The 22,036-nt window shown below is 44.2% G+C and carries 15 protein-coding genes; 3 read left to right on the forward strand and 12 right to left on the reverse strand.

What is annotated here, in order from left to right:
- Nucleotides 1-762 (reverse strand): Nif3-like dinuclear metal center hexameric protein, encoded by a 762-nt coding sequence (locus MHN00_RS11985; RefSeq protein WP_075176578.1) that lies wholly within the window; start codon nucleotides 760-762, stop codon nucleotides 1-3.
- Between the two features lie 230 nt (nucleotides 763-992).
- Here MHN00_RS11985 and MHN00_RS11990 point away from each other — a divergent pair, with 230 nt between their 5' ends.
- The gene (locus tag MHN00_RS11990) at nucleotides 993-1,340 is read left to right on the forward strand and encodes a hypothetical protein (RefSeq protein ID WP_239301258.1); all 348 of its coding nucleotides are present in this window, start codon (nucleotides 993-995) and stop codon (nucleotides 1,338-1,340) included.
- Nucleotides 1,341-1,515: 175 nt separating this feature from the next.
- Here the strand turns inward: MHN00_RS11990 and MHN00_RS11995 are convergent, their stop codons facing one another.
- From MHN00_RS11995 to MHN00_RS12010, 4 genes are all read right to left on the reverse strand, one after another.
- The gene (locus tag MHN00_RS11995) at nucleotides 1,516-2,139 is read right to left on the reverse strand and encodes a TetR/AcrR family transcriptional regulator (RefSeq protein ID WP_014949468.1); all 624 of its coding nucleotides are present in this window, start codon (nucleotides 2,137-2,139) and stop codon (nucleotides 1,516-1,518) included.
- A gap of 101 nt (nucleotides 2,140-2,240) precedes the next feature.
- Nucleotides 2,241-3,287 (reverse strand): protease SohB, encoded by a 1,047-nt coding sequence (gene sohB / locus MHN00_RS12000; RefSeq protein WP_039227763.1) that lies wholly within the window; start codon nucleotides 3,285-3,287, stop codon nucleotides 2,241-2,243.
- Nucleotides 3,288-3,406: 119 nt separating this feature from the next.
- Nucleotides 3,407-5,929 carry an acylase gene (locus tag MHN00_RS12005; protein WP_239301259.1) on the reverse strand — a complete coding sequence of 841 codons (2,523 nt, stop codon included), beginning with the start codon at nucleotides 5,927-5,929 and terminating at the stop codon, nucleotides 3,407-3,409.
- Nucleotides 5,930-6,169: 240 nt separating this feature from the next.
- A complete protein-coding gene (locus MHN00_RS12010) occupies nucleotides 6,170-8,767 on the reverse strand; it encodes a VolA/Pla-1 family phospholipase (protein ID WP_014949465.1) in 2,598 nt (865 codons plus the stop codon).
- A gap of 320 nt (nucleotides 8,768-9,087) precedes the next feature.
- Between MHN00_RS12010 and MHN00_RS12015 the strand changes: the two genes are divergently transcribed.
- Complete coding sequence (locus tag MHN00_RS12015; protein ID WP_014949464.1) at nucleotides 9,088-9,831, forward strand: YciK family oxidoreductase; 744 nt, start codon at nucleotides 9,088-9,090, stop codon at nucleotides 9,829-9,831.
- Between the two features lie 95 nt (nucleotides 9,832-9,926).
- Here the strand turns inward: MHN00_RS12015 and glnS are convergent, their stop codons facing one another.
- Nucleotides 9,927-11,594, reverse strand: a complete 1,668-nt coding sequence (gene glnS / locus MHN00_RS12020) for a glutamine--tRNA ligase (protein ID WP_039227768.1) — start codon at nucleotides 11,592-11,594, stop codon at nucleotides 9,927-9,929.
- 296 nt (nucleotides 11,595-11,890) lie between these two features.
- Between glnS and MHN00_RS12025 the strand changes: the two genes are divergently transcribed.
- The gene (locus MHN00_RS12025; RefSeq protein ID WP_014949462.1) at nucleotides 11,891-12,913 is read left to right on the forward strand and encodes a LacI family DNA-binding transcriptional regulator; all 1,023 of its coding nucleotides are present in this window, start codon (nucleotides 11,891-11,893) and stop codon (nucleotides 12,911-12,913) included.
- An 88-nt stretch (nucleotides 12,914-13,001) separates the two neighbouring features.
- Here the strand turns inward: MHN00_RS12025 and MHN00_RS12030 are convergent, their stop codons facing one another.
- The 6 genes from MHN00_RS12030 to MHN00_RS12055 form a co-directional block, all read right to left on the reverse strand.
- Complete coding sequence (locus MHN00_RS12030) at nucleotides 13,002-14,699, reverse strand: alpha-amylase family glycosyl hydrolase (protein WP_239301260.1); 1,698 nt, start codon at nucleotides 14,697-14,699, stop codon at nucleotides 13,002-13,004.
- A gap of 1 nt (nucleotide 14,700) precedes the next feature.
- Nucleotides 14,701-16,182 (reverse strand): MFS transporter, encoded by a 1,482-nt coding sequence (locus tag MHN00_RS12035; protein WP_049588619.1) that lies wholly within the window; start codon nucleotides 16,180-16,182, stop codon nucleotides 14,701-14,703.
- Nucleotides 16,183-16,220: 38 nt separating this feature from the next.
- On the reverse strand, nucleotides 16,221-18,161 hold the full coding sequence (locus MHN00_RS12040) for a glycoside hydrolase family 13 protein (protein WP_239301261.1): 1,941 nt from the start codon (nucleotides 18,159-18,161) through the stop codon (nucleotides 16,221-16,223).
- A gap of 156 nt (nucleotides 18,162-18,317) precedes the next feature.
- Nucleotides 18,318-20,270, reverse strand: coding sequence for an alpha-amylase family protein (locus MHN00_RS12045; protein ID WP_239301262.1), 1,953 nt, complete (start codon nucleotides 20,268-20,270; stop codon nucleotides 18,318-18,320).
- A 122-nt stretch (nucleotides 20,271-20,392) separates the two neighbouring features.
- Complete coding sequence (locus MHN00_RS12050; protein WP_014949457.1) at nucleotides 20,393-21,289, reverse strand: PEP-CTERM/exosortase system-associated acyltransferase; 897 nt, start codon at nucleotides 21,287-21,289, stop codon at nucleotides 20,393-20,395.
- 96 nt (nucleotides 21,290-21,385) lie between these two features.
- Nucleotides 21,386-21,874 (reverse strand): RNA methyltransferase, encoded by a 489-nt coding sequence (locus tag MHN00_RS12055; RefSeq protein WP_207198495.1) that lies wholly within the window; start codon nucleotides 21,872-21,874, stop codon nucleotides 21,386-21,388.
- Nucleotides 21,875-22,036: the final 162 nt, after the last annotated feature.

Genomic DNA, 22,036 nt, shown 5'->3' on the forward strand with positions numbered 1-22,036 from the left:
CTAAGCAGGATTGTCAATATCAATAAACTCGACAGGCACGTCGAATTGCTGCCCAATGTGCTCTCCTAAGGATTTCACACCGTATCGTTCAGTAGCATGATGACCAGCAGCAAAAAAAGTTATCCCCATTTCCCTTGCCGTGTGTACAGTTTGTTCAGACACTTCTCCGGTAATAAATGCATCGACGCCCAGTTCAACCGCTTGTTCGATGAACCCTTGTCCACCTCCCGTGCACCAAGCAAGCTTCGATATAGGTTTTGATACAGGCCCCTCAATCAGCACGTCTCTCCCTAGCAACTTCTGTAATTTAACCTGTAACGCTGACCCTTCAATTTCTTCTTCAAAATTTCCGTGCATAACAACGCCAACAGGCTTCACACCGCTCACCGCACTTATATTTTGAATGCCTAATAGCGATGCAAGTTGTCGGTTGTTGCCAAATTCAGGGTGTACATCCAGTGGAAGGTGATAAGCAAATAAATTGATATCATTTAACAGTAGCGCTTGAAGGCGCCGCTTTTTCATGCCCGCAATCACTTGTGACTCACCTTTCCAAAAATAACCATGGTGAACAATTAGCGCATCTGCCTTAGCTTCAATGGCGGCATCAACGAGTGCTTGTGACGCAGTTACACCGGTAACTATCTTCTCAATTTTACTTGCGCCCTCTACCTGTAATCCATTGGGGCAATAATCACTGATCTCGCTAACCCTTAACATTCCATCAAGATAATTTTGTAGTTCTAGGCGGGTAATAGACACAAGTCCTCCGGTTGAAAGTTAGACAAATTGTTCAAAAAACGTTATAAAAAGACGCGAACGTTTAGCATTATACCTGTAATTAGACAATTATGAGTGGTGAGTAGATCCAATTTTAGTTTTGCGACACTTGCTGGCTTGGTCGTTACGCTGGGCGAGTTTTTCTCAGCGTTATAGCAATTACATACGTCGCATAGCGTTCGTCATCTTAACAAAATAAAGAGCAAAAAAGCATGGCAAACTTAGACAAAGACGAAGTGATAGCAGCATTTACCGAAGCTTATAAAAAGGCGAACGGCAAAGCACCATCTATTGAGAGCAAAAGTGGTTGGTACAGTGTAGATAGCGGTAAGAACGTCCGTTTAGCACAGCTTCAAGAGATGACAGCGTCGTTAGCTTCTGGCTCTTCTGACGCCACGAGTGAAAGCGAAGAGAAAAAAGCGCCAAAGAAAGAGGCAAAAGCCGCAGCGAAACCAGCGAAGAAAAAGGCACCTTCATCCAAAAAGTCAGGATTTTCGGTAAAGGATTTCTGGGCAGAAAAGCTCAATGCAGAGGCGCCTGGCGCAACCCTTCCTCGATAATTTTGCATAACCTGATTTAATATCTTGTTTAGCTACTGGTGTAAAAACGCAATAAATGTCGCATACCGTAAGTGTCGTTGAGGCACTTATGTTATGTGACCCCTTCACTATTTATTATGAAAGAATAATAGCTTACCACTCTTTCTCAACTGAGTATTTAACGAGCGCGCTTGAATTATTTGCCTGCTAGCCCTTGGGCTACGAATGGAACTAGGTGCTGGATAACTTCTTTTATATCGACATGCTTGTGAAAGTCAGACTCAGCTATTTCTGTTAGCGCTTGGCTTGACGCCATTGAAAATACAAAACTTCCCATCGCAAAATGCAAGCGCCAGAATAGTTCTTCCTCAGGTAGATCAGGAAGACAACGCCTTATAGCGTCGACAAGTGCACGGATACAATCACCGTAATCATTCATTAAGAACTTACGCAAATGCCCCTGAGTTTCGTTGTAGCCACGTCCTAGCAACTTAACAAACGTAGAAGTACCCTGCTCTGAAATGGTGTTGAGGTTAAGCATAGGAGGGATCAACGAATACAAGAGTTGCTCAACGCCCTTCGCACCTTCCATAGGTGTCAAAGACGCCAAGCAAGACTCTACCTGCGGCATTAGGTGATCAAAGTACCTTTTAAACACGGCTTGAATTAAATTCTTCTTACTGCCGAAGTGATAGTTCACCGACGCCAAATTCACTTCTGCTCTGGCAGTAATCTCGCGCATGGATGTTTGAGTAAACCCGCTTTGAGAAAATAAGTACTCTGCCGCATCTAATATATCGGTTTTAGTATGCCGTGCCATATTCTTTTTATTATCTTTTTGTAGGTTAAAAATTTAACGTACGTCTGTGTTAACAATCGTTTTATCGGTCCTGAATTATCAACACAGACAAATTGTCGCTATTAAAACCAGTGACGCGCTTTGCTCATTGATTTCATAAACACGCGCTCGACAACATTTGCTGCAGACATCCCCAGTTTCTCTGCTACATTTTTCTTCACAGCATACTTAACACTAAATATTTCGCGTGCGGGATAATGAGAAAGAATATAGTCATCTGAGGTTGTGATGTCGTCAATTAAGCCAAGCGACTTAGCTTTAATACCTGGCCAATACTCGCCTGTGGCGACTTTATCGATGTCCATATCTGGACGCTGGCTTTGAACGAAGTCTTTGAACAGTACATGAATCTCTTCAATTTCTTCTTTAAATTTCGCGCGGCCTTCATCGTTGTTCTCACCAAATACGGTTAGAGTACGCTTGAATTCACCAGCGGTGTGTTGCTCAAACTCAATATCATTTTTCTTCAATAGTTTATTGAAGTTAGGCAACTGAGCTAAAACGCCTATGCTGCCAATGTAAGCAAATTGAGACGCCAGTAATTTGTCTGCAACACAAGCCATCATGTAACCACCGCTTGCCGCCACTTTATCTACCGCAATCGTTAGTTTAAGACCCTTTTCCTTGATACGCTGAAGTTGAGACGCTGCAAGTCCATAGCCGTGTACAACACCCCCACCACTTTCAAGTCGAACCAAGACTTCGTCTTCTTTATTTGCTACACATAAGATAGCGGTAATTTCTTCTCGTAAGTGTTCCACTTCATTGGCGTCCATCGAACCTTTAAAGTCGATGACATAAAGACGGGACTTCTCAGACTCTTCGCCCTGTTCTGTGATTTTGGCTTTGTTTTTTGCTTTATTTTTAGCTTTCGCTTCTTTTTTCTGTTCCTTGGCTAATTTCTTTAACGCATTTTTATCTAACAGAACCTGTTTCGCGTAATTTGTAATGTCTTTCAACTGCTCAGAAATAGACACGATCTCAAGTTGCCCTTTCCCATGCTTTTGCTTACTCGCTAAGCCAACAATGGTAGATACAACCACAATAAAAGCGATAACTAGCGTTACTGCCTTGGCAACAAACAAACCGTACTCGTACAAAAACTCCAAACTTTACTCCTAGTAAAATAAACGGGTAAGCGTCGTTGTTTACCCACAACGTAAATAGCGGCCTTGCTTTGTGAAAAGCAACGCCGCTTTGCTAATTACGTTATAATACCAGTCTCATCTTATTCTGACGATAGGGTAACTTGCTCTATCTTGTTAGCCTCTATCTCCTCGTCAGTAAAGAAGATATCTCTTAGCGTAGGCTGCGTAGAATAAAGCTGAGTTTGGTCTAAGAAGTGTTCACTGCCATACTTGCGAGATTGTGAGTAGGTCAGAATACCCCGTCCCTTGGGGCCTTCATCAGTGAAGTTAATAACCATAGCCCAACTGGTGCCATAGTTAATATGGTAGCCTTCAGCTTCTGCACTCATTATGGTGTTACCATTCACAGGCTCGTAGTTATGACGTGGAAGCAACGTACCGTTCCTGTTGCTTATAACGTCAAACACGTTAAAGCCACCTTCAATATTGTGTGCACCAGCCCATGGTAGTTTGATACCAGACGCCGTGCCATCTGGCAGGCTTCGCTCAACAAACTGAACGTCCCCTAGCGGCGCGTCAAATGCGACACCTGCTTGCTCAATAACTTGTGTTGCTCTTGCCAATTGTTCAAGAGTAACGTCATTTTGCATCAAGCCAGAAGGCGTAGTGACTGGTGATTCTAGTGAAAACGGCGTCTCCCACTGTGGCGCTTGGTTAAACTGGAATGCAAACTCTCTAAACACGTGTGCACCAGTACTTGTAAGGTTCATGGTGCCATCCCAATCCTCCAACGCAGCACAGGCTTGTGAAACATCAACGCTAGTTCCGTCTACATCTACAGGTGTAGAACCTTGCGCGGCGCATAGCGAAAGCAATGAAGGCAAAATATTCTCTGCTAAATAACTTCTGTTATTAAACAGTAAGCCTTCCACTTCGTCTGGCGTAAAGGTTCCGTCACTTCCCGCTTCGTTTTCAATAAACTGTTGACCCATTCTTGAGCGTAGTGTTTGTTGATATTCCACGCTACCAAATAGCGGATTGCTTACAACAATTGGTGAGTTTAAATTCGTTAACCAATAGCTGTCGTTCGAGTTTTGAACTGAATCCGTGCCCTCGTACTTAGGCGCTTCTTCGTATGGAACGGGTCCTTCGAAATCAAACTGCGAAATGTTACCCGGTAATACGGTAAAGCCAGCAGCCGCTTTAGTTTGAATAAGTAACGGGTTTGTGGTTAGTTGCTCAATTGCGGTTTCGGTTAGATTCGGCACGGTTGAATCGTCAATGTAGAAGACTTGACCATCATCAGATGCAGCCATAGTATTATTGAAAATAACACCGTCGTAATCTATAAACGCCTGCTTAAACTCGTCCATGGATGTCGCCATATTCATGGCAAGCCAATGGTCTACAATATCGAAGTTAGGCAGATTTGCGTCTTTTATGGCAAAGGCATTATTACCATTCCAATCAAAGTTACCAGGCACTTCAATCATTGGACCGTAGTTGGTGTAATACGCGGTCTTATTAAGCTTAATGGTTTGCCCTCCACCCACTGCGACATCAATTTGAAGTGGCTTTTCATAGATGGTGCGTCTGTTGCCATCAACCATATGGGTAAGGCCAGATTCATCATTTTCGTCGAGGGTCAGCTGATACACAACAAAATGTTCAGCCGTCGAGAAGGTGTGTGTCCATGCAACGTTTTCGTTAAATCCAATATTTACTGCACCAGGCAATCCCATCAACGAGCCACCTGTTACATTCAAGTGTCCGGGTACTTGAGCATGGAAATTCCAAAAGCGTAGGTTTCCTGTGTGAGGAAAATGCGGATTTCCTAAAACCATACCTTTGCCATTGGTCGTTTTATCGCTGCCTAACCCCCAACCATTAGAGCCCATTTCTTGAGGATTTTTTTCAGGCAGACCTACCGTTGGTGAAATCTTAAAGGTAGAAGCAACGTCACTTGAGGACGCAGCTGGAGTAGGTAGATAACTCTCACCTTCAGGCGCTGCAATAAACATAGGTCCTAAGAAATTAGCGGCCCCAGGTAATAGCGCCACGCCTAATGAGTACGTTAATAGATCCACACTATCAATTTCAGTGACCCATGGTTGGCCAGCACAGCTTTGATCTTGTTCTTCTACAGGAGTTTCAGCTAAGTACCGGTTGTATCCAGCAGTGTAGCCTTGAAACATTGCACGTGAATTAGCAGACAACCGAGGTAAGTTCTCTTCTGCTAACTCTCTAATACCTAGAGTAAGAAAACCGAAATCGTTAATAAGGTGCTCTGAATCACCGCTACCAGGTACAGTATCTGGACCAAAATACTTAGCTCTCTCAGAGTTATACTTCACAATCTGGTCGGCCAGTACGCAAAGGTTATCGCGTGCAAACGCATAACCCACACCGTAAGCCATACTTTCTAGGTTATCGGCTTTCACATGCGGAACGCCATAGGTGGTCCAGGTAACATCCGCGGACAGTGTACCGTCAGGAGAAAATGCTGGAATTGGTGCTGGTGTTGGTTCGGGTGTCGTAGGCGTTGTGGGCGCTGGTTGTTCTACGTTAGAAAAGTCGTTATCGTTATCGCCGCACGCACCGAGAAGTGCAGTGAGTGATAACGCAATAAGCGTCCTTTTAGCGTTAAAGGTGTTGTCAATCATCTCAAATGTTCCCTAATGATAAATGAAAAAGGTCAACCACTCTTACCGCACGCGTCTTCAAAGCGGTGTTAATTACAGTATAAGTAAAACTGATCCGACCTGAATTCACACTACATTAACAAATGAAAACATTCAAACAACATTATAATTTTTCTACAAAAAAGCCGGCAATAACGCCGGCTTTCTTTCTATAAAATGTAAGCAGTTGTAACGCTGCCCATTGGAGCAAACTACCCTTGGTTAGTTCGCTACAACACTTTCATCAGAAATTGGCAGTACAAGTGCGTCAGACGCAATATAACCCGCCACTTCTTTTTGCATTTCCGTTGTTACCGCTGCGCTCGCCGCAGGGCTTAAGCTAGAAGCATGAGCACCACTATTGAACTGTACAATTCCGCTAATTGGATCTGTACCAGGACCTTGCGTGGTTGTCACTTGCTCTAAGCCAATGGTCGCTGCCAGAGGAAGCTGACCTGACAATGGTAACGCTGTTGAAATTGGAATAACTTGATCCGGAAGGTTCGCGTCGCTGCCATCACCCACTACGGTCATCATATGAACTGGCGTATTGCTACCCAGTGTCTGAGCGTAGTTAGTAGGGTCACCAGCATCCATTACCGTTTGCGCAGCAAAAGCAAACTCTGCAAATACTGCATTTACTTGGGCAGCCTGCTCAGCAGTAAGATTTTCTTCGAAAATCGCTACCGCTGCGCGAAGTTGTTCTTCGCTCACATCAGTGGTTTCATACAGTTGATTTAGCAAGGCAACAAACTCTTCAGAAGCCTGAGACAGCAACAGACCTTTGATAAGTGGACCAAACGCGGCTGACTCAATTAGGAACTGAGCAACACCGCCCCCTGGAGACTCAAGAGAAGCTTGCTTGACAGCAAACATGCCATCAAGTGCTGCTAAATCGCCGCCCATCGACGTGTTTGCCACTGAAGCAAAATTACCACCAGTGATAGCGCCTAGAGACACACCCATAATCGATACACGTGACATATCAAACTTAACATTTTGCGCTGCTGTGGTATCGACAACTGCGTTTAGTCCTAAACGTAGACCAAGTAAATCTGACACGCTTTGGCGTAGATTGTCGCGAGCCGTAGGCAAGCTGGCAAGGTTCATATAGTGAGTTGCGCTAACCGTAGTCGCGTTCAGTTCATCTGTACCGTCGCCATTAAGGTCAAAACCGCGGCTACCGTGTAATGGTTGGTCGATTGCTACTGACGCAATACCTGCTAGAGACAGAGTACCTGTGATAGCAAGCATATCTTCTTTTTGGCTGGTAATGCCGTGCGCTAGAATAACCACTGGCCAACCAGCTTCAGGCATGCTGATAGGAAAACCTAAAGCACCAGCAATTGCTGGGTCAGGAATAGTAACCTGAACGTCTAACGTTTCTGTACCCATGTTTCCGCCAGTAGGCTGTGGATATGGGTTGAATTTAGTAATGTTTCTTGCGCTATCTAACATTTCGCCGTTAATACGAACGTCAGCAAGGCCTAGTGAAGAACACATTGCTGCATTAGGACCTGGCTCTGCGTCTGCAAGTAATTCTTGAGGAGCACCAGCTAAAACAATACCGCTGTCACAAGCTGCCTTCCAGAAATCATTTACTGGAGCAAGTGGGTTCTCTGCACTTGGAACACCCAAGAAATAAGGCAATGCAATATTACCTTCATAACGTTGAGCTGCACAGAAAGGACCGGCTTGCGCTAAAATGCCCGTAGAAACACCAACAGCAAATTCGTTCAGCGCACCCCATTGAGCAGAAAGTTGACCAGACGCCGTACCCGCAAGTCCTGCACAAGTTTCTAACAAGCTGAAATCAGTAGCGTCAATCGCTGCTTGAATATTATCTGGTAAACCTTGTTTACCCTGCTCTACTGCGCCAGCTACAACAGTAGCGTTTACAAGACCAAGTGCTTCCATGGCATTAGGCGCTGCAGATACATCGCTTACCGTGATTGCAGGTAGTGCAGTTGGAGCGGACGGGTCACCGCCAGCAGCCAGTTGTGCAAAACGGCTAATCATGACCTTCTTGATGGTATCAAGCGAGTTGGCAATAGACTGTGTGGTGAAAGCTGACACGTAAGTAATGTCTTCACGATCGAAACCCGCACCAAGCACTGGATTAACTAACGAATTAACTAAGCCTTGTAATTGAAGCTGTGCTGCACTTGATAGAGGATTAGTGTCGATGTCTTGTCTTACTGAGTCCCACGTAGTTGAACCCTGAACCGATTTGCCAGAAGAGTCTTTCAAATCAGTGGTCATTACTAACATGTAGCCCTGAGCTGCTTTTAGCGGCTTAAGAGGAACAAAAGTGATTGTGTTGCTATCAGCAAGGCTGAGTACGTAATCAACACCAAAGGTAAGTTGATCGCCAAGCTTACAACCCGCAGAAGGTGTTGTAACCTGCGCACAGTCAGGATCACTTTGGTCAAGACCTAACGTTGCTTCAAAAAGCAACACGCCAGAAGATAATGTACTTGCATCAAGCGATGCGCCGGCAGGTGTTTCTACATTGATTACAAACGGGTGTTGAGTTGACCAACCGTCTAACACGTTGAGTGCATTTTGCGGGTCAGCAAAATCTGTAGGGTCATCGACCGGAATATTCAGTGTGTAATCAAAGAAACCATCATCGCCTGGAAGCATCAGAAGGTCGTTTGGAATGTTCAAGTTCCCATTAGCTGGGTCAAAAACGATTCGTGAAAATGGTGTTTGGACTTCTGTTTCGGCCTGAATGTCGGAAAGGGTTTCATCGGAGCCACCACAGCCTGCTAGACCCAGCGCAAGGGCCACACTGGAACTTAATACGAGTTTTCTCATCTCTACTCCCTACAAGCATTGTTGTTATTCTGTGTCTAAAACTTAACTCTATTAAAAGTAGCTTGGTCTACCCTGTCTTTACAGGCGTAGATGATAGTTTTAAACATGTTAGACCAGTTGTATCTTCCTCAATCTTATTGACTTTGTTGCAACTTTGCAAAGTTTTGTTAACTACTTTTGTTAACTTTTTTTACGTTTGAAGAAATTTTCATTCATTGTTTTACTTGTGAGTCAGGCTGAGTATGATCTGGGGTTTGATTCTTAATTGGGTCTACAGGCCCCAATCATTGCGATATAAATGAACCTTTTGAAGGAAAATGATGAACGATTACAACGCACCAGCGGATTTATTGCGCGATAAAGTTATTCTTATCACCGGGGCTGGCGATGGAATTGGTGCACAAGCCGCAAAAACGTATGCTGCACATGGCGCTATTTGTATTTTATTAGGCCGCACTGTGTCTAAACTTGAAGCTGTGTACGACGACATTGTCGCAGCAGGTGGTCAAGAACCCGCCATTGTTCCTTTAGATATCAAAGGCGCAACGCCCTCTCATTATCAGCAAATGACGCAAACCATTATTGACCAGTTTGGCCGATTAGATGGTGTTCTTCACAATGCGAGTATTTTAGGCCACCTAAGTGCATTTAAAGATATTGATGCGCAAGAATGGCAAGACGTGATGCAAATTAACCTAAATGGCATGGTCTTCATGACACAAGCGCTTATTCCCGCTTTAGAGAAGGCAGAAAGTGCATCGGTAATTTTCACCACCTCTAGCGTAGGCAGAAAAGGTCGCGCATTTTGGGGAACGTACGCCGTATCAAAATTCGCAACAGAAGGCGTTATGCAAACCCTTGCTGATGAATATCGAAATAAGTCACTGCGCTTTAACTGTATTAATCCAGGTGGTACCCGCACACAAATGCGCGCTCAAGCGTTTCCAGCAGAAAACCCTGATACACTTAAAACACCTGAAGATATTATGCCTACGTATCTTTATCTTATGGGCGAAGACAGTAAGGAAACAACCGGACAGTCACTTGATTGCCAACCAAAGTAATTAATGAAAGCAATGTTCCATTAAACAAAAAAACCGCTTAAGCAGCACTTAAGCGGTTTTTTATTTACAGCGCATAAATGGCTAAAGGCCAGTGCCTACTCGCCCATTTTGGCCCATGTATCTCTTAGACCTACAGTGCGGTTAAAGACCGGCTTGTCGTCTGTGCTGTCTTTATCTACACAGAAGTAGCCAGTGCGTTCAAACTGCCATGCTCCTACTTCAGGAACATTGTCTGCCAATCCGGCTTCTACCCAACCGTGTTTTACTTCCAACGAGTCAGGGTTAATCGCATCGGTAAAGTTTTCTTCCGCTGCTGGGTTAGGCACGTTAAACAAGCGGTCGTAAAGCCTAAACTCTGCTGCCTGTGCTGTTGCTGCATCCACCCAATGAATAACACCTTTAACTTTGCGGCCATCAGCCGGATCTTTACCAAGCGTATCAGGGTCATACGTGCAGTAAACGGTAGTGACATTGCCATTTTCATCTTTTTCAACGCGATTAGCTTTAACCACGTAGGCGTTGCGAAGACGAACTTCTTTATCAAGCACTAAGCGCTTAAACTTCTTGTTCGCCGACTCTCGGAAGTCTTCTGCTTCTATATACACTTCGCGACTGAATCCGATGTTACGCGTACCCATACTTTCATCGTTAGGATGATTTGGCGCAACAAGCGTTTCTGTCTGGCCTTCCTCATAATTTTCGATAACGAGCTTTATTGGATCTAGTACGGCCATTGCGCGAGGAGCATTTGCATTTAGGTCGTCGCGTATGCACGCTTCTAGCATGGACATTTCAACCATGTTGTCCATCTTAGTCACACCAATGCGTTTACAAAACTCAACGATTGAACCCGGTGTGTAGCCACGACGGCGTAAACCCGCAATGGTAGGCATGCGAGGGTCGTCCCAGCCATGTACATGGTTTTCGTCGACTAACTGAATAAGACGACGCTTGCTTAATACCGTATATTCTAGATTAAGACGTGAGAATTCATACTGTCTTGGCGTGCAGTCGATAGAAATGTTTTCGATAACCCAATCATAAAGACGACGGTTATCCTGGAACTCTAGTGTACACAGGGAGTGCGTTATTCCCTCAATGGCGTCTGAGATACAATGTGTAAAATCGTACATTGGATACACGCACCATTTATCACCAGTTTGATGATGGTGAGCATGCTTAACGCGATAAATTACCGGGTCACGCATACACATAAATGGCGATGCCATATCAATTTTCGCACGCAGACTACACTCACCTTCTTTATATTCGCCTGCCGTCATTTTGGCAAACTCACTGAGGTTAGTTTCAACGTCTGTATCGCGATAAGGGCTATTTTGACCAGGCTCTTTAAGTGTGCCACGCATTTCGCGCATAACGTCTTGCGCTGAAAAATCTACATAGGCTAAGCCTTTTTCAATAAGTTCAACGGCGTATGCGTGTAGTTGGTCAAAGTAATTCGATGAATAGCGCGCTTCTCCGTCCCACGTAAATCCAAGCCATTGCACATCTTCCTTAATTGAATTAACGAAGGTAATGTCTTCTTTTGCAGGGTTGGTATCGTCAAAGCGTAAATTGCACGTACCTGTGTAGTCTTGAGCAATACCAAAATTCAAGCAGATAGACTTGGCGTGGCCAATGTGTAAGAAGCCATTCGGCTCTGGTGGAAACCGTGTTTTAATTGCGTCATGTAGACCACTAGACAGGTCTTTATCAATAATCTGACGGATAAAATTGGTCGGACGGTGTTCAGTCTCGGCCATTCGCTTGTTCCCCTTATGCACGTAATATTTCAAAATCTCGCTGAGTATAACACTCTCGCAATTACTTCAACCATGTTTTATTCAAAGAAGCCTGACAAGTGATTGAATTAAGAGCGATCTGCAAATACCTTCTAAAACTAAATGCCGTTATGACTTCCAAAATATAAATAAGCACTGACGAAATCGTAACTTTGCGTGGCATTTGAGCGACTGCGTCTCAAAATGCGCGCGTCATTATAAAAATATGGTAATCTAAATTCGCGACAACAAGGTCGTAGCAGCAAATCATGGTGTTTATGAAAGAAAAAGCAACCTCTTTTGACATTGCCCACTTGGCAGGTGTTTCGCAGTCGACGGTTTCGCGAGCGTTAAATAATAGCCCGCTAGTTAATCAAGAAACTAGAGATCGCGTTCAGCGTATTGCCCGGGAACTCAATTACAAAGTGGATAAAAACGCAAGTAACTTGAGAAAGCAAAAGAGCAGCACAATTGCCCTACTCTTGTTTGAAGATCCTACGTCCGATGATTCGATGATTAATCCGTTCTTCCTAGCGATGCTCGGCAGTATTACTCGCGCGTGTGCGCAAGCAAACTATGATCTGCTTGTGTCCTTCCAAAATTTAGATGATGACTGGCACGCAGAATATGAAGACTCAAATAAGGCTGACGGCATTATTCTATTAGGATATGGCGACTATACTGATTACCAAAACAAAGTCGCGCAACTTGAATCGCAGGGCACCCACTTTGTTCGTTGGGGTGCGCCAGATGAAGCCCACCCAGGGGTTAGTATCGGTTGTGATAACTATCAAGGTGGCCAAAGCATAACGTCACATTTAATTGGCTTGGGTAAAACTTCCTTTGCGTTTATTGGCGACAACGGCGATCACGCCCCTGAATTCAAAGCGCGTTTTAACGGTTATTTTGAAACACTTCAATCTCATGGGCTCGATCAGTCAAGTGTTCAACGCAATGCTATTTCGACTGAGGACGCGGGGTCAGAAGCGGTGAAATCATTGCTGCAAAGTGGCGAACTTCCCCAAGCAATTGTCTGCGCATCAGACCTTATTGCAATGGGCGTGCTTAGAGCGCTGCGCCAGGCAAAAGTGAATGTGCCTGATGATGTAGCCGTGGTTGGCTATGACAATATTGCGGTTTCAGCCTACACCACGCCTTCGCTCACCACTGTTCAGCAAAATACCAAACTGGCGGGCGAGTTATTGGTAAACACCTTATTAAAAGCCATTAACAACGAAGACGTTCAGGATTATTTAATGCCTGCGGATATTATTATTAGGCAGTCATGTGGCAGTGAGTAAGCGTGCGCAAATTACACGCTAGAAACTAAACAAAAAGCCCCGGGCGTTAAACAACCACGGGGCTTTTTTATTGTGCGCTAAACACGTTTTATTGGCGGGCCAACTGATGCTTAATTTTTGCAAGTAATGCGCTGTTACTTACTTGACCTTCGCGCACCCATACCTGAACGCCATTGGGCTTAACCGTTGCGGTTAACGCATCACCGAGTTCTACCGTTTGCGTTTCTCCAGATAATTGTTCCGTCCAGTCGCCCGATTGCATAAAGTCACTAACCTCGAAAGATTGTGCGGCATTACCCTTATTAAGCAATACAAGTGCAGTCTGCTGTGTTTCTGCAGTATCAACAACGCGATAAAATGCCGCTTGATGACCGTCAAGTTCAACGTTGACTTGAACACCGCGCTGCAGTGCTACCGTGTTTTTACGCACATTGGCAATCTTTGTAAGCTCCTGTTGAATAGGATGTGTCTTGGCTTGGTCTAGGAGCTCTTGGCCAACATAGTTACGATTGCCAGCATGTTCCGCCGTACCGCGCATGAAGCCAATTTCAGATCCCATGTATACAACCGGAATGCCTCTTACTGTAAACAACCAGTTATGCGCATTAATAAAGCCTTCATCAGTGGCATTAATGCGCGCCATATCGTGGTTATCGTAGAACGTAGTTAATTCATATGGATTGTTATATGGCCCGTGCGTAAGATGAAGCACCGTTTCTAAGTCAGCAAAATCACTCTCTAGCGGCTTTTCAAATACACTCACCATGGCCTTTTGCATAGGAAAGTCTAATACACTGACGCCCCCATTTTTCGGTAAAGTATGTTGGGCAATGTTGTTCGCCTCATAGTCAAATGCTTCGCCAAACATAAAAAAGTCAGGGTTTTTCTCGCGTATACGATCTGACGCTTCACGCCAAAACGCATGAGGCACATGCCTGATTGTATCTATTCTAAATGCATCAGCACCTTGAGAAATCCAATACAAATAGCTGTTGATGAGATAATCGCGTACAGCGGGGTTTTCGTCATCTAGATTAGAAAGCTTTACTAAATCTGGATAGTTGTGAAAAAAGCTATGAAGCGGGTTTTTTTCTGGGTCAAGCTCTTCAGGCGCCAAGTTTTGATGATCAGCAACCAGATTTCCATCGCTGTCATATATTTCCCCGTAGCCGGGTAAGTCCTTTTCCATGGTGAAGCTCGGTGTGCCATGATTTGCCACAATATCAAACACGGACTTAAGGCCATGCTGACGCATTTTCGCCGTATAGTCACTAACGCTTAAATTGGCGCTAACCAAATGCTCGTCAGCTTTATAGAAATTAGTTGCCCAATAGCCGTGATAACCCGTTTTACCACCGTCTTTAAAGGCACCGCCATAAGTAATGGGTTCATCGCCATTAAACGCATAGCCCGGGTTATCGTGGACAGGCGTCATCCATACTGCTGTGAACCCCATTTCTTTAATATAATCGGCGTTGTTTAAGATACCCTGTAAATCACCGCCCATGTAACCCACATAGGCTTTCTTACCTTCAGGACCTTCTAAGGGCAGTTGCCACGTAGGGTGATCGCCTCCCTGCTCTTCATGATTGTTCGAAGGGTCGCCGTCTACAAAACGATCTGTTACAACAAAGTACACCGCTTCGCTAGCAAATGGCGTAGTCGTACCCACGATAGCGTGGCTGTTTTCTTGTATATCGTTAGATGAAGGAACAGATGTACTCGAGCAGGCTGAGCAAAATAAACCAGCTAACGTTAATGCGATTGTTGTACGATTAAATGACATATTAAGCTCCCTGCGCTTCTTCAATTTCTTGCTTATCGGCCTCGTTCACGAAGAAAACTGAAACCGCACCAATTAACATAGAAACTCCGGCAACAACGATAATGTACTTTGCGTCGTTGTCGAAAACAGAACTTAGAATCCAGCCAGCAGTTAGGCCCGATACAATTTGAGGGGCGGCTACGGTAAAGTTAAAGATACCCATATAAACACCCGTTTTATTTGCAGGTAACGCACCAGCTAACATAGCGTAAGGCATAGCAAGAATAGCAGCCCACGCAATACCTACGCCTACCATAGGGATTAACAGCTTCACTGCGCCCAAAGGTACTGTTACTTCAGTAATCAGTAAGTTTACGTTGATCATCGTTAGGTCTTGGAATAACAAGAAGCTTACGTAGCTCAGGCCACCTAGCGCTAAAGACGAAGCGTAAACCGTTTTGCGTCCAAACTTGTCAGCAAGTTTTGCCAAGAAAATAGAAAAAATAGCAGCAAATACCGAATACGCAGCAAATAGAATCCCTACCCAATCACCAGCAGCTCCCTTGGCCATGATGATGGTTTCAGGCACCATCGGGGCTGCAGCAATATAAGCTGGGTCAAACCACTGCTTATCTACATTCCATATATGTTGCGTAATAGCAGGTGTGGTATATACCCACATAATAAAGAGCGCAAACCACGAGAAAAACTGCACGACAGCAAGTTGTTTCATCGTCTTTGGCATATCTTTTACTAACGTGAAAAACTCACTTAAGCGTTGTCCTAGCGGTGCTTTAGGCGCTTTTTCAGTTGCAGGCTGCTCTTCGGTAAGCCCTTTATAGCGGTTGTATTCATCTGGTGCGTATTCTTTGGTACGAACTACCGTCCAAATGACCGTACCAAGCAGTACTGTAGCGCCAATGTAGAAAGCCCAAACAACAGAAGGTGCAACCTCACCCATTTGTGCCGTATTTTCAAGGCCAATAACATTGGTAAGTACAAATGGCAGTATTGAGCCGATAACTGCGCCTATATTAATCAGTAACGACTGAATCGAATAGCCAACATTGCGTTGTGACGGCGGTACCATGTCTGACACCAATGAGCGAAACGGCTGAAAACATACGTTAAACGACGCGTCCATAAGTGCAACCATTAACGCGCCCATTACCATAGGTGCCAAGAAGGCAACAAATATCGGCGCATTCGGCAGTAAAATCATACCCAATACTGCGGCGATTGCACCAGCAAGAATGAACGGGCGGCGTCGACCTAATCGATTCCACGTTCTATCAGATGCTGAGCCAACAATTGGTTGAACGATTAACCCCATGATTGGCGCGACGAGCCAAAATAGTGATAGCGAGTGAAGGTCTGCCCCTAAGTCTGAAAGGATCCGACTTACGTTTGCGTTTTGCAGTGCAAAACCGAATTGAACACCTAGAAAGCCAAAGCTGACGTTCCATATTTGCCAGAAAGAAAGGCGTGGTTGAGTTGCTTGCATACTTTGCTCTATTTATTGTTTTACTATAGTTAATACGATTACTGCACAATGAAAACACTAGCAGACATTGCTGGTAAGCTTAAGGTATCCGTCGTCTTAAAAGATATCCCATCGCTAACTCGTGTTAACGTCTGGTGTGTGCTTAGCACCTCTGCATACTTATTTAGAGGCAGGTCCACTGGCTTTTTATTTAAGATGACCAATATTTTATCAGACTGATTAGTATTTGATTTATCTGCACCACTGGCTGAATCGACATTTGCCTCTCGAATATAGGTATAAACCCCATTCTCCGGTGCAAAATGCTTCAACAGGCCTTTAAACTGCAAAGGGTGTGATTTACGCAGTTGAAGTAAGCCCTTCACACGCTGCTGTGCCCAACGCTCATCATCCGTTAAACCGTGCCCGGTAAAAGCGTTTTTGTCATTGTCCGAAGGCCACCCGCCAGGAAAGTCAGAACGAATAATACCGTGGTCTTCACTGCCTTCGTTACCCATTAAAATTTCTGTACCGTAAAAAACTTGTGGAATACCGCGCGTAGTGAGCAATAGCGTCATCGCCATATTCCATTTGTCTTTATCATGACCGAGCTGAGTAAAAATGCGGCTCATATCGTGGTTATCAGGAAAGATGACCAAATTATTCGGGTCGCCATACAAAAAGTCAGTAGCTAAGGTTTCGTATACAGAGATGAAGCCAGAATTCCAGCTTTCGTCATTGCTCAACGCTTCAACGACTGCGGCTTGAAGCGGGAAATCCATAACCGATGGTAGAGCGCTATCGTAATCATCGTGGCGGTGGCTACCCGCCTGCCAATATGCCGTGATTGCGGGGTTAACTGACCACTCTTCCCCTACTATATTGAAATTCGGGTACTCGTCCATTATGCGGTTTGTCCATTGGCTCAAAAACGCCTTATCAGGATAGGAGTACGTATCCACACGTATTCCACTTAGCCCAGCGCTTTCAACCCACCAAATCGCGTTTTGAATAAGGTAGTTCGCTAAATGCGGATTGCGCTGATTTAAGTCCGGCATGGTTGGCACAAACCAACCATCGCTAAACCCTTTTATATCGCTTGCTATGGCGTGAGGGTCGTGAAGAGCTTCACGCTTGTGGGTTGTCCCTACAAATTTACCGTTGTTATTGATCCAGTCGTGTGACGGCGTATCTTTCATCCATAAATGATTACTGCCTATATGGTTAAGTACCATATCCATTATAATGCCAAGACCCTTTGATTTAGCTTCAGTACTTAACGCAATAAAATCGTCATTGGAACCAAATCTAGGGTCTATTTTGTAGTAATCCGTGGTGGAATAGCCATGATAACTGTATTTATCCATGGCATTTTCGAGCATGGGCATTGTCCATATTTGAGTAAAGCCCATATCCTGAATGTAAGTGAGGTTATCAACAATACCTTGAATGTCACCACCGTGGCGACCACCTTTGAATGAACGGTCTGCGGGATCGCCATAACCCTTAACATTATCATTTTCCTCATTACCATTGGCATATCTGTCTGGGGCAATAAGATAAATAGCATCTTGAGGCCCAAAGCCTTCGCGCGACGCTGAGCCTTGTGCTCTTTTTTCTAACGTGTAAGTTAAATCACGGGTCGTACCATCGCTGTCAGTAAGCCTGATAACTAGTTCTTGGGCACTAACATTCGACGTGTCTAGCGTTACGAATAGATAGTTTTCACTATCAAGGGCTTGGCTATGCTTAACGCTTACATCGCCTTTCGCTATTGAAACAGTGTCATCGGCAACATCATCACCATAAAGCATCAATTCTACATTACTGTTTTGCATACCAACCCACCAATTCGGCGGGTAAACATCAATGCCACTGTTTGCAGATGATTGAACTGAGAACAAAGGAAATGTAGTGATACAGCTGAGGAGAAGCGGAATTGCGCGCTTTTGGATTTTTTTATGACCACTGTCATTAGTTACACGATTACGTTTTGGCACATCAACCCCATGTTAAAAATACGTTAAGTACAAGATGGTGATGAGATACTACCTTGCCCGTCCGATCTGACCAATGCTCTGCATACGTATTCACGAAACACCATGTAAAAAAACATGGTGTTTCGCGTTAACTCAGCAGCATGTGATAAAACCTAATTAGAAGGCGAATACTTTAGTCTCAAGCCCTTCCAATGAGAACGAAGCGTTGTAGTTAATGCCCGCTTTTTCTAGTGTTATGCCTTCATGAGAAAGCATAGGCGCTAGCGTGATCCGATCGCTATCTTTACCTAAAACATTTGAAGGAACAACAAGCTTCATTGCTCCTGTAGGCTTATCGTTAAAATTAGCCACAACCACAAATCCGTGCTCACCTTGCGCGCGCACAAAAGCAAATTGCTGCTCAGTATAGGCTGAATCTTTCACATCAAGATTGAGCGCGTGAAGGCTTTGATATTCACCTGTAACTGCAGGGTTTGTGGCAGCAATAGCCATCACGTCTTGGTAAAATTGGTGAAGTGCTTTTTCATCTTCGGTAGATTTCCCTGCATCAAACTTACCGTCGTTCATAAAACGCTGATGGGCAGGAACACCTACATAATCGAAAATTGACGTTCGTGTTGGATCTCCAAAACCTGTCTCTTCGCTACCGTCTTCACCCACATCTTGACCAAAGTACAACAGCATAGGCGAACTGCTAATAAGCGCACTCACTGCGAGAGCGGGTTTACCTTTCTCGGCACTACCGGCAAAGTCGGGGCTGGCTATACGTTGTTCGTCGTGATTTTCTAAAAAATGAAGCATATGCGGGGCGATATCATTGATTTCATCATGAATAGTAACCAGTTTGCTTACTTCTCCACTCCCCTGCATAATCGTTTTTAATGTGTCGTAGAAACCCACCTTGTCGTAAAGGTAGTCCATTTTGCCTTGGTGGATATACTCGCGATACTTATCTGGTTGATAAACTTCCGCTAGCAAGAACGCATTAGGTGCCTTTTGTTTAATACTGCTATTTAGAAACGACCAAAACTCGACAGGCACCATTTCGGCCATATCGTAGCGGAAACCGTCGACACCTTTATCTATCCAATAATGTGCAATATCTCTGAATTTATACCATGAATCTGGTACGTCTTTTCCTTGCCAAAATGCGGCATGTTCTTCAAAAGACTTATCACTGTACTCTTCAGGTAAAACTGGAAAGTCGTAGGTGCCGTCAGGCTTCACGCCATAGTTCACTTTTACGGTCTCGTACCAGTCGTTTATATCCGGTTTCGAAGCTCTAGCACCGTTGCCTGTCCATTTTGCTGGAAACTCTTCGAACTTACCGTCAGATAGTGGATGCCTTTCACCACCTAGAGGTTGATAGTTATCAGCTGTGGGCACTTGAAACGCTTCACCTACTACATAGTAAAAGTTGTTATCACGGGCGTATTCAACAGACGTGTCGTCGTGCGCGCCGAAATCACTTACACCTTCAGGTGCAGAAAGTGAATGGTAATCACGGGCGACATGATTAGGCACGATATCGATAATAACTTTCATTCCCGCTGCGTGAGTCCTGGCAATTAGCGCTTCAAATTCTTCTAAACGCTTGGCTGGATCATCGGCTAGGTCTGGATTAACGTTGTAGTAATCTTTAACTGCGTAGGGAGAGCCCGCTCTGCCTTTCACTACATCTGGGTCGTCGTTTGAAATACCAAATTCAGTGTAGTCATTAATCACCGCATGGTGCGGCACACCGGTATACCAGATATGACTGGTTCCCAAAGATTTTATGGCCTTTAGCGCTTCGGGAGTAAAATCACTAAACTTACCTACCCCATTGTGCTCAATTGTGCCCCAAGGCTGGTTATTTGTATTCGTGTTTCCAAACAAGCGAGTAAAAACTTGATAAACAACAGGTTTACCTTGCCTTTCAGCAGAATCGTTTAGCGTCGAACTTTCGCCGTTTTGACCAAATGGTTTCAGACTAGCGTCTTTGATCACCGGATTTTGATTATTCACTGGAGAGGTCGGCCCTGTACACGCTGTTAATCCAATTGACAGCATAGCAATTGACAAGGGTTTAAGACAAAAACGAAATTGGAAATTTGGCATGGCAATCATTGTGATAAACGTAAATTATGCCAACAGGATACGCGTTAACTGGATGTTAAAAAACATGCATACGTATTCAAACATAAAAAAACCGCCTGACGAGGCGGCTTAGTATTCCAGATAGCATGGTGTCATGCTGCATGGGCTATGCGAAGAGGCTTTCGAGTATGCTCAATGGTGGGAACGGCCACATCGCCAATAGCTTGTAACGCACTATTTAGTTCTGAATGGATCTTTCTGTGAAAACCTTTTAGTGGTTTTGCTAAATCATCAAGCAGTACATGCGGTGACAATCTATATGGCATACGTTTGCCATTGAATTCAATAGCTTCACCTACTGGATTAAAATGAATACCGAATGCCTTCATTCTTCTTGCTAACTTAGGCTCCATAAGCACATAGGCGTGCTTAACGTTTAAATGAAGGCACACACTCGTTGCCATTAAGTACAGCGCAATTGAAAGATAAGGAAAATGCTCAACGTTAAATGGAACATTTTTCTTTTGTTTAACTTTTTCAATTTTTTCAGAGGGTAAGATTTTAGAGCGTAACTGTCGCACTCTAAATTCTCTCGGTATTGCAAGGCGAGAGATTTCACAGACGCTTTGTGGGGACAAGTTTGAAGGTAGCAATGCACCATCGCCAATTACTTCCGCGCACTTTTCTTCTAATGGAAGTGCCAAACCAGCTTCAGTTGGCAAGACCAACCTTATCGTGCCTGCACACTCTCCTGTTGGCAAATGCTTGATATAGCAATTGATCGCGCGATCATCAAACTTGTCTTTTTCTAATGCAGTGGCATTTTTCTGCTCGAAGTTCATTTCTTCACAATACACTTTGTGTCGCGTTTTATAACTCACCTGCTTTTCACTTTCTTCGTTAGCAATCACAAGTTCGTAACGGCTAAAGAAGAAATTAGAAATACTCTCTTCGAGTGAGAAACGACTAGGGAGTACCCTAGAAAATGTTTGTGGTAGTCGACTCAGTTTGTTAGACACGGCGCCATTAAACGCTCGAACTGCGCTCATTGTTCTCATCTTCAACGCAAAGCTCCCCTGATTTAATTTATTATTAGGCTTGTGGGTAACTTCCTGTTCGCAACGACAGCCTTAGTTATTTAATTACTATTTAATCTTAGATTTGTTATTCGTATCTCTACTTTGTCTGATAAGTGCATCCCCACTTACGTAATCAGACTTTGACAGACGGTCATACAGCAACACATTTGCTGTGGCCGCTAAATTCATGCATGAAAAAGTAGGAACGTAGACAACATGATCGCACCAAGACAAAACGTCTTCGCCAATACTGCCATCTTCAGGACCTAGCAAGTAAAACGCATTGCTCGGGTGCTCAAACAAAGGTAGTGGTGTAGCACCCTCTACCAGTTCAACTGCTACGACTGACGCACCTTCAGGCACTACTTCTTTTAAGTCGTCGACCCCAATGGTCGGAATGACTTTATGAAACGCTTTCGTATCCGCATTAAAATCTTTAGCAAATCGATAGCGCTGACCAGTATAAAAAACGCTGGCCACACCATAACAACCTGCAGCTCGCAGTATAGAAGCAACATTTACGGGATTTTTCGGGTTTATCAACCCAATTGACATTTTCTGATTCGCAATTTGCACGTTTGTATTTATTTTATTTTTTATTCAGCATTTGATATTGCCACGTTCTTTATCACGCTTCTAGACAGGTTAGCGTAAACTAACCTTAAGTATGATTAAATTTATCTAAAAAGCGGTAGACACAAAACTCGCGATTCAACT

This window comes from Alteromonas sp. Cnat2-8, from assembly GCF_022348355.1.
Taxonomy (GTDB): Bacteria; Pseudomonadota; Gammaproteobacteria; order Enterobacterales; family Alteromonadaceae; genus Alteromonas; species Alteromonas macleodii.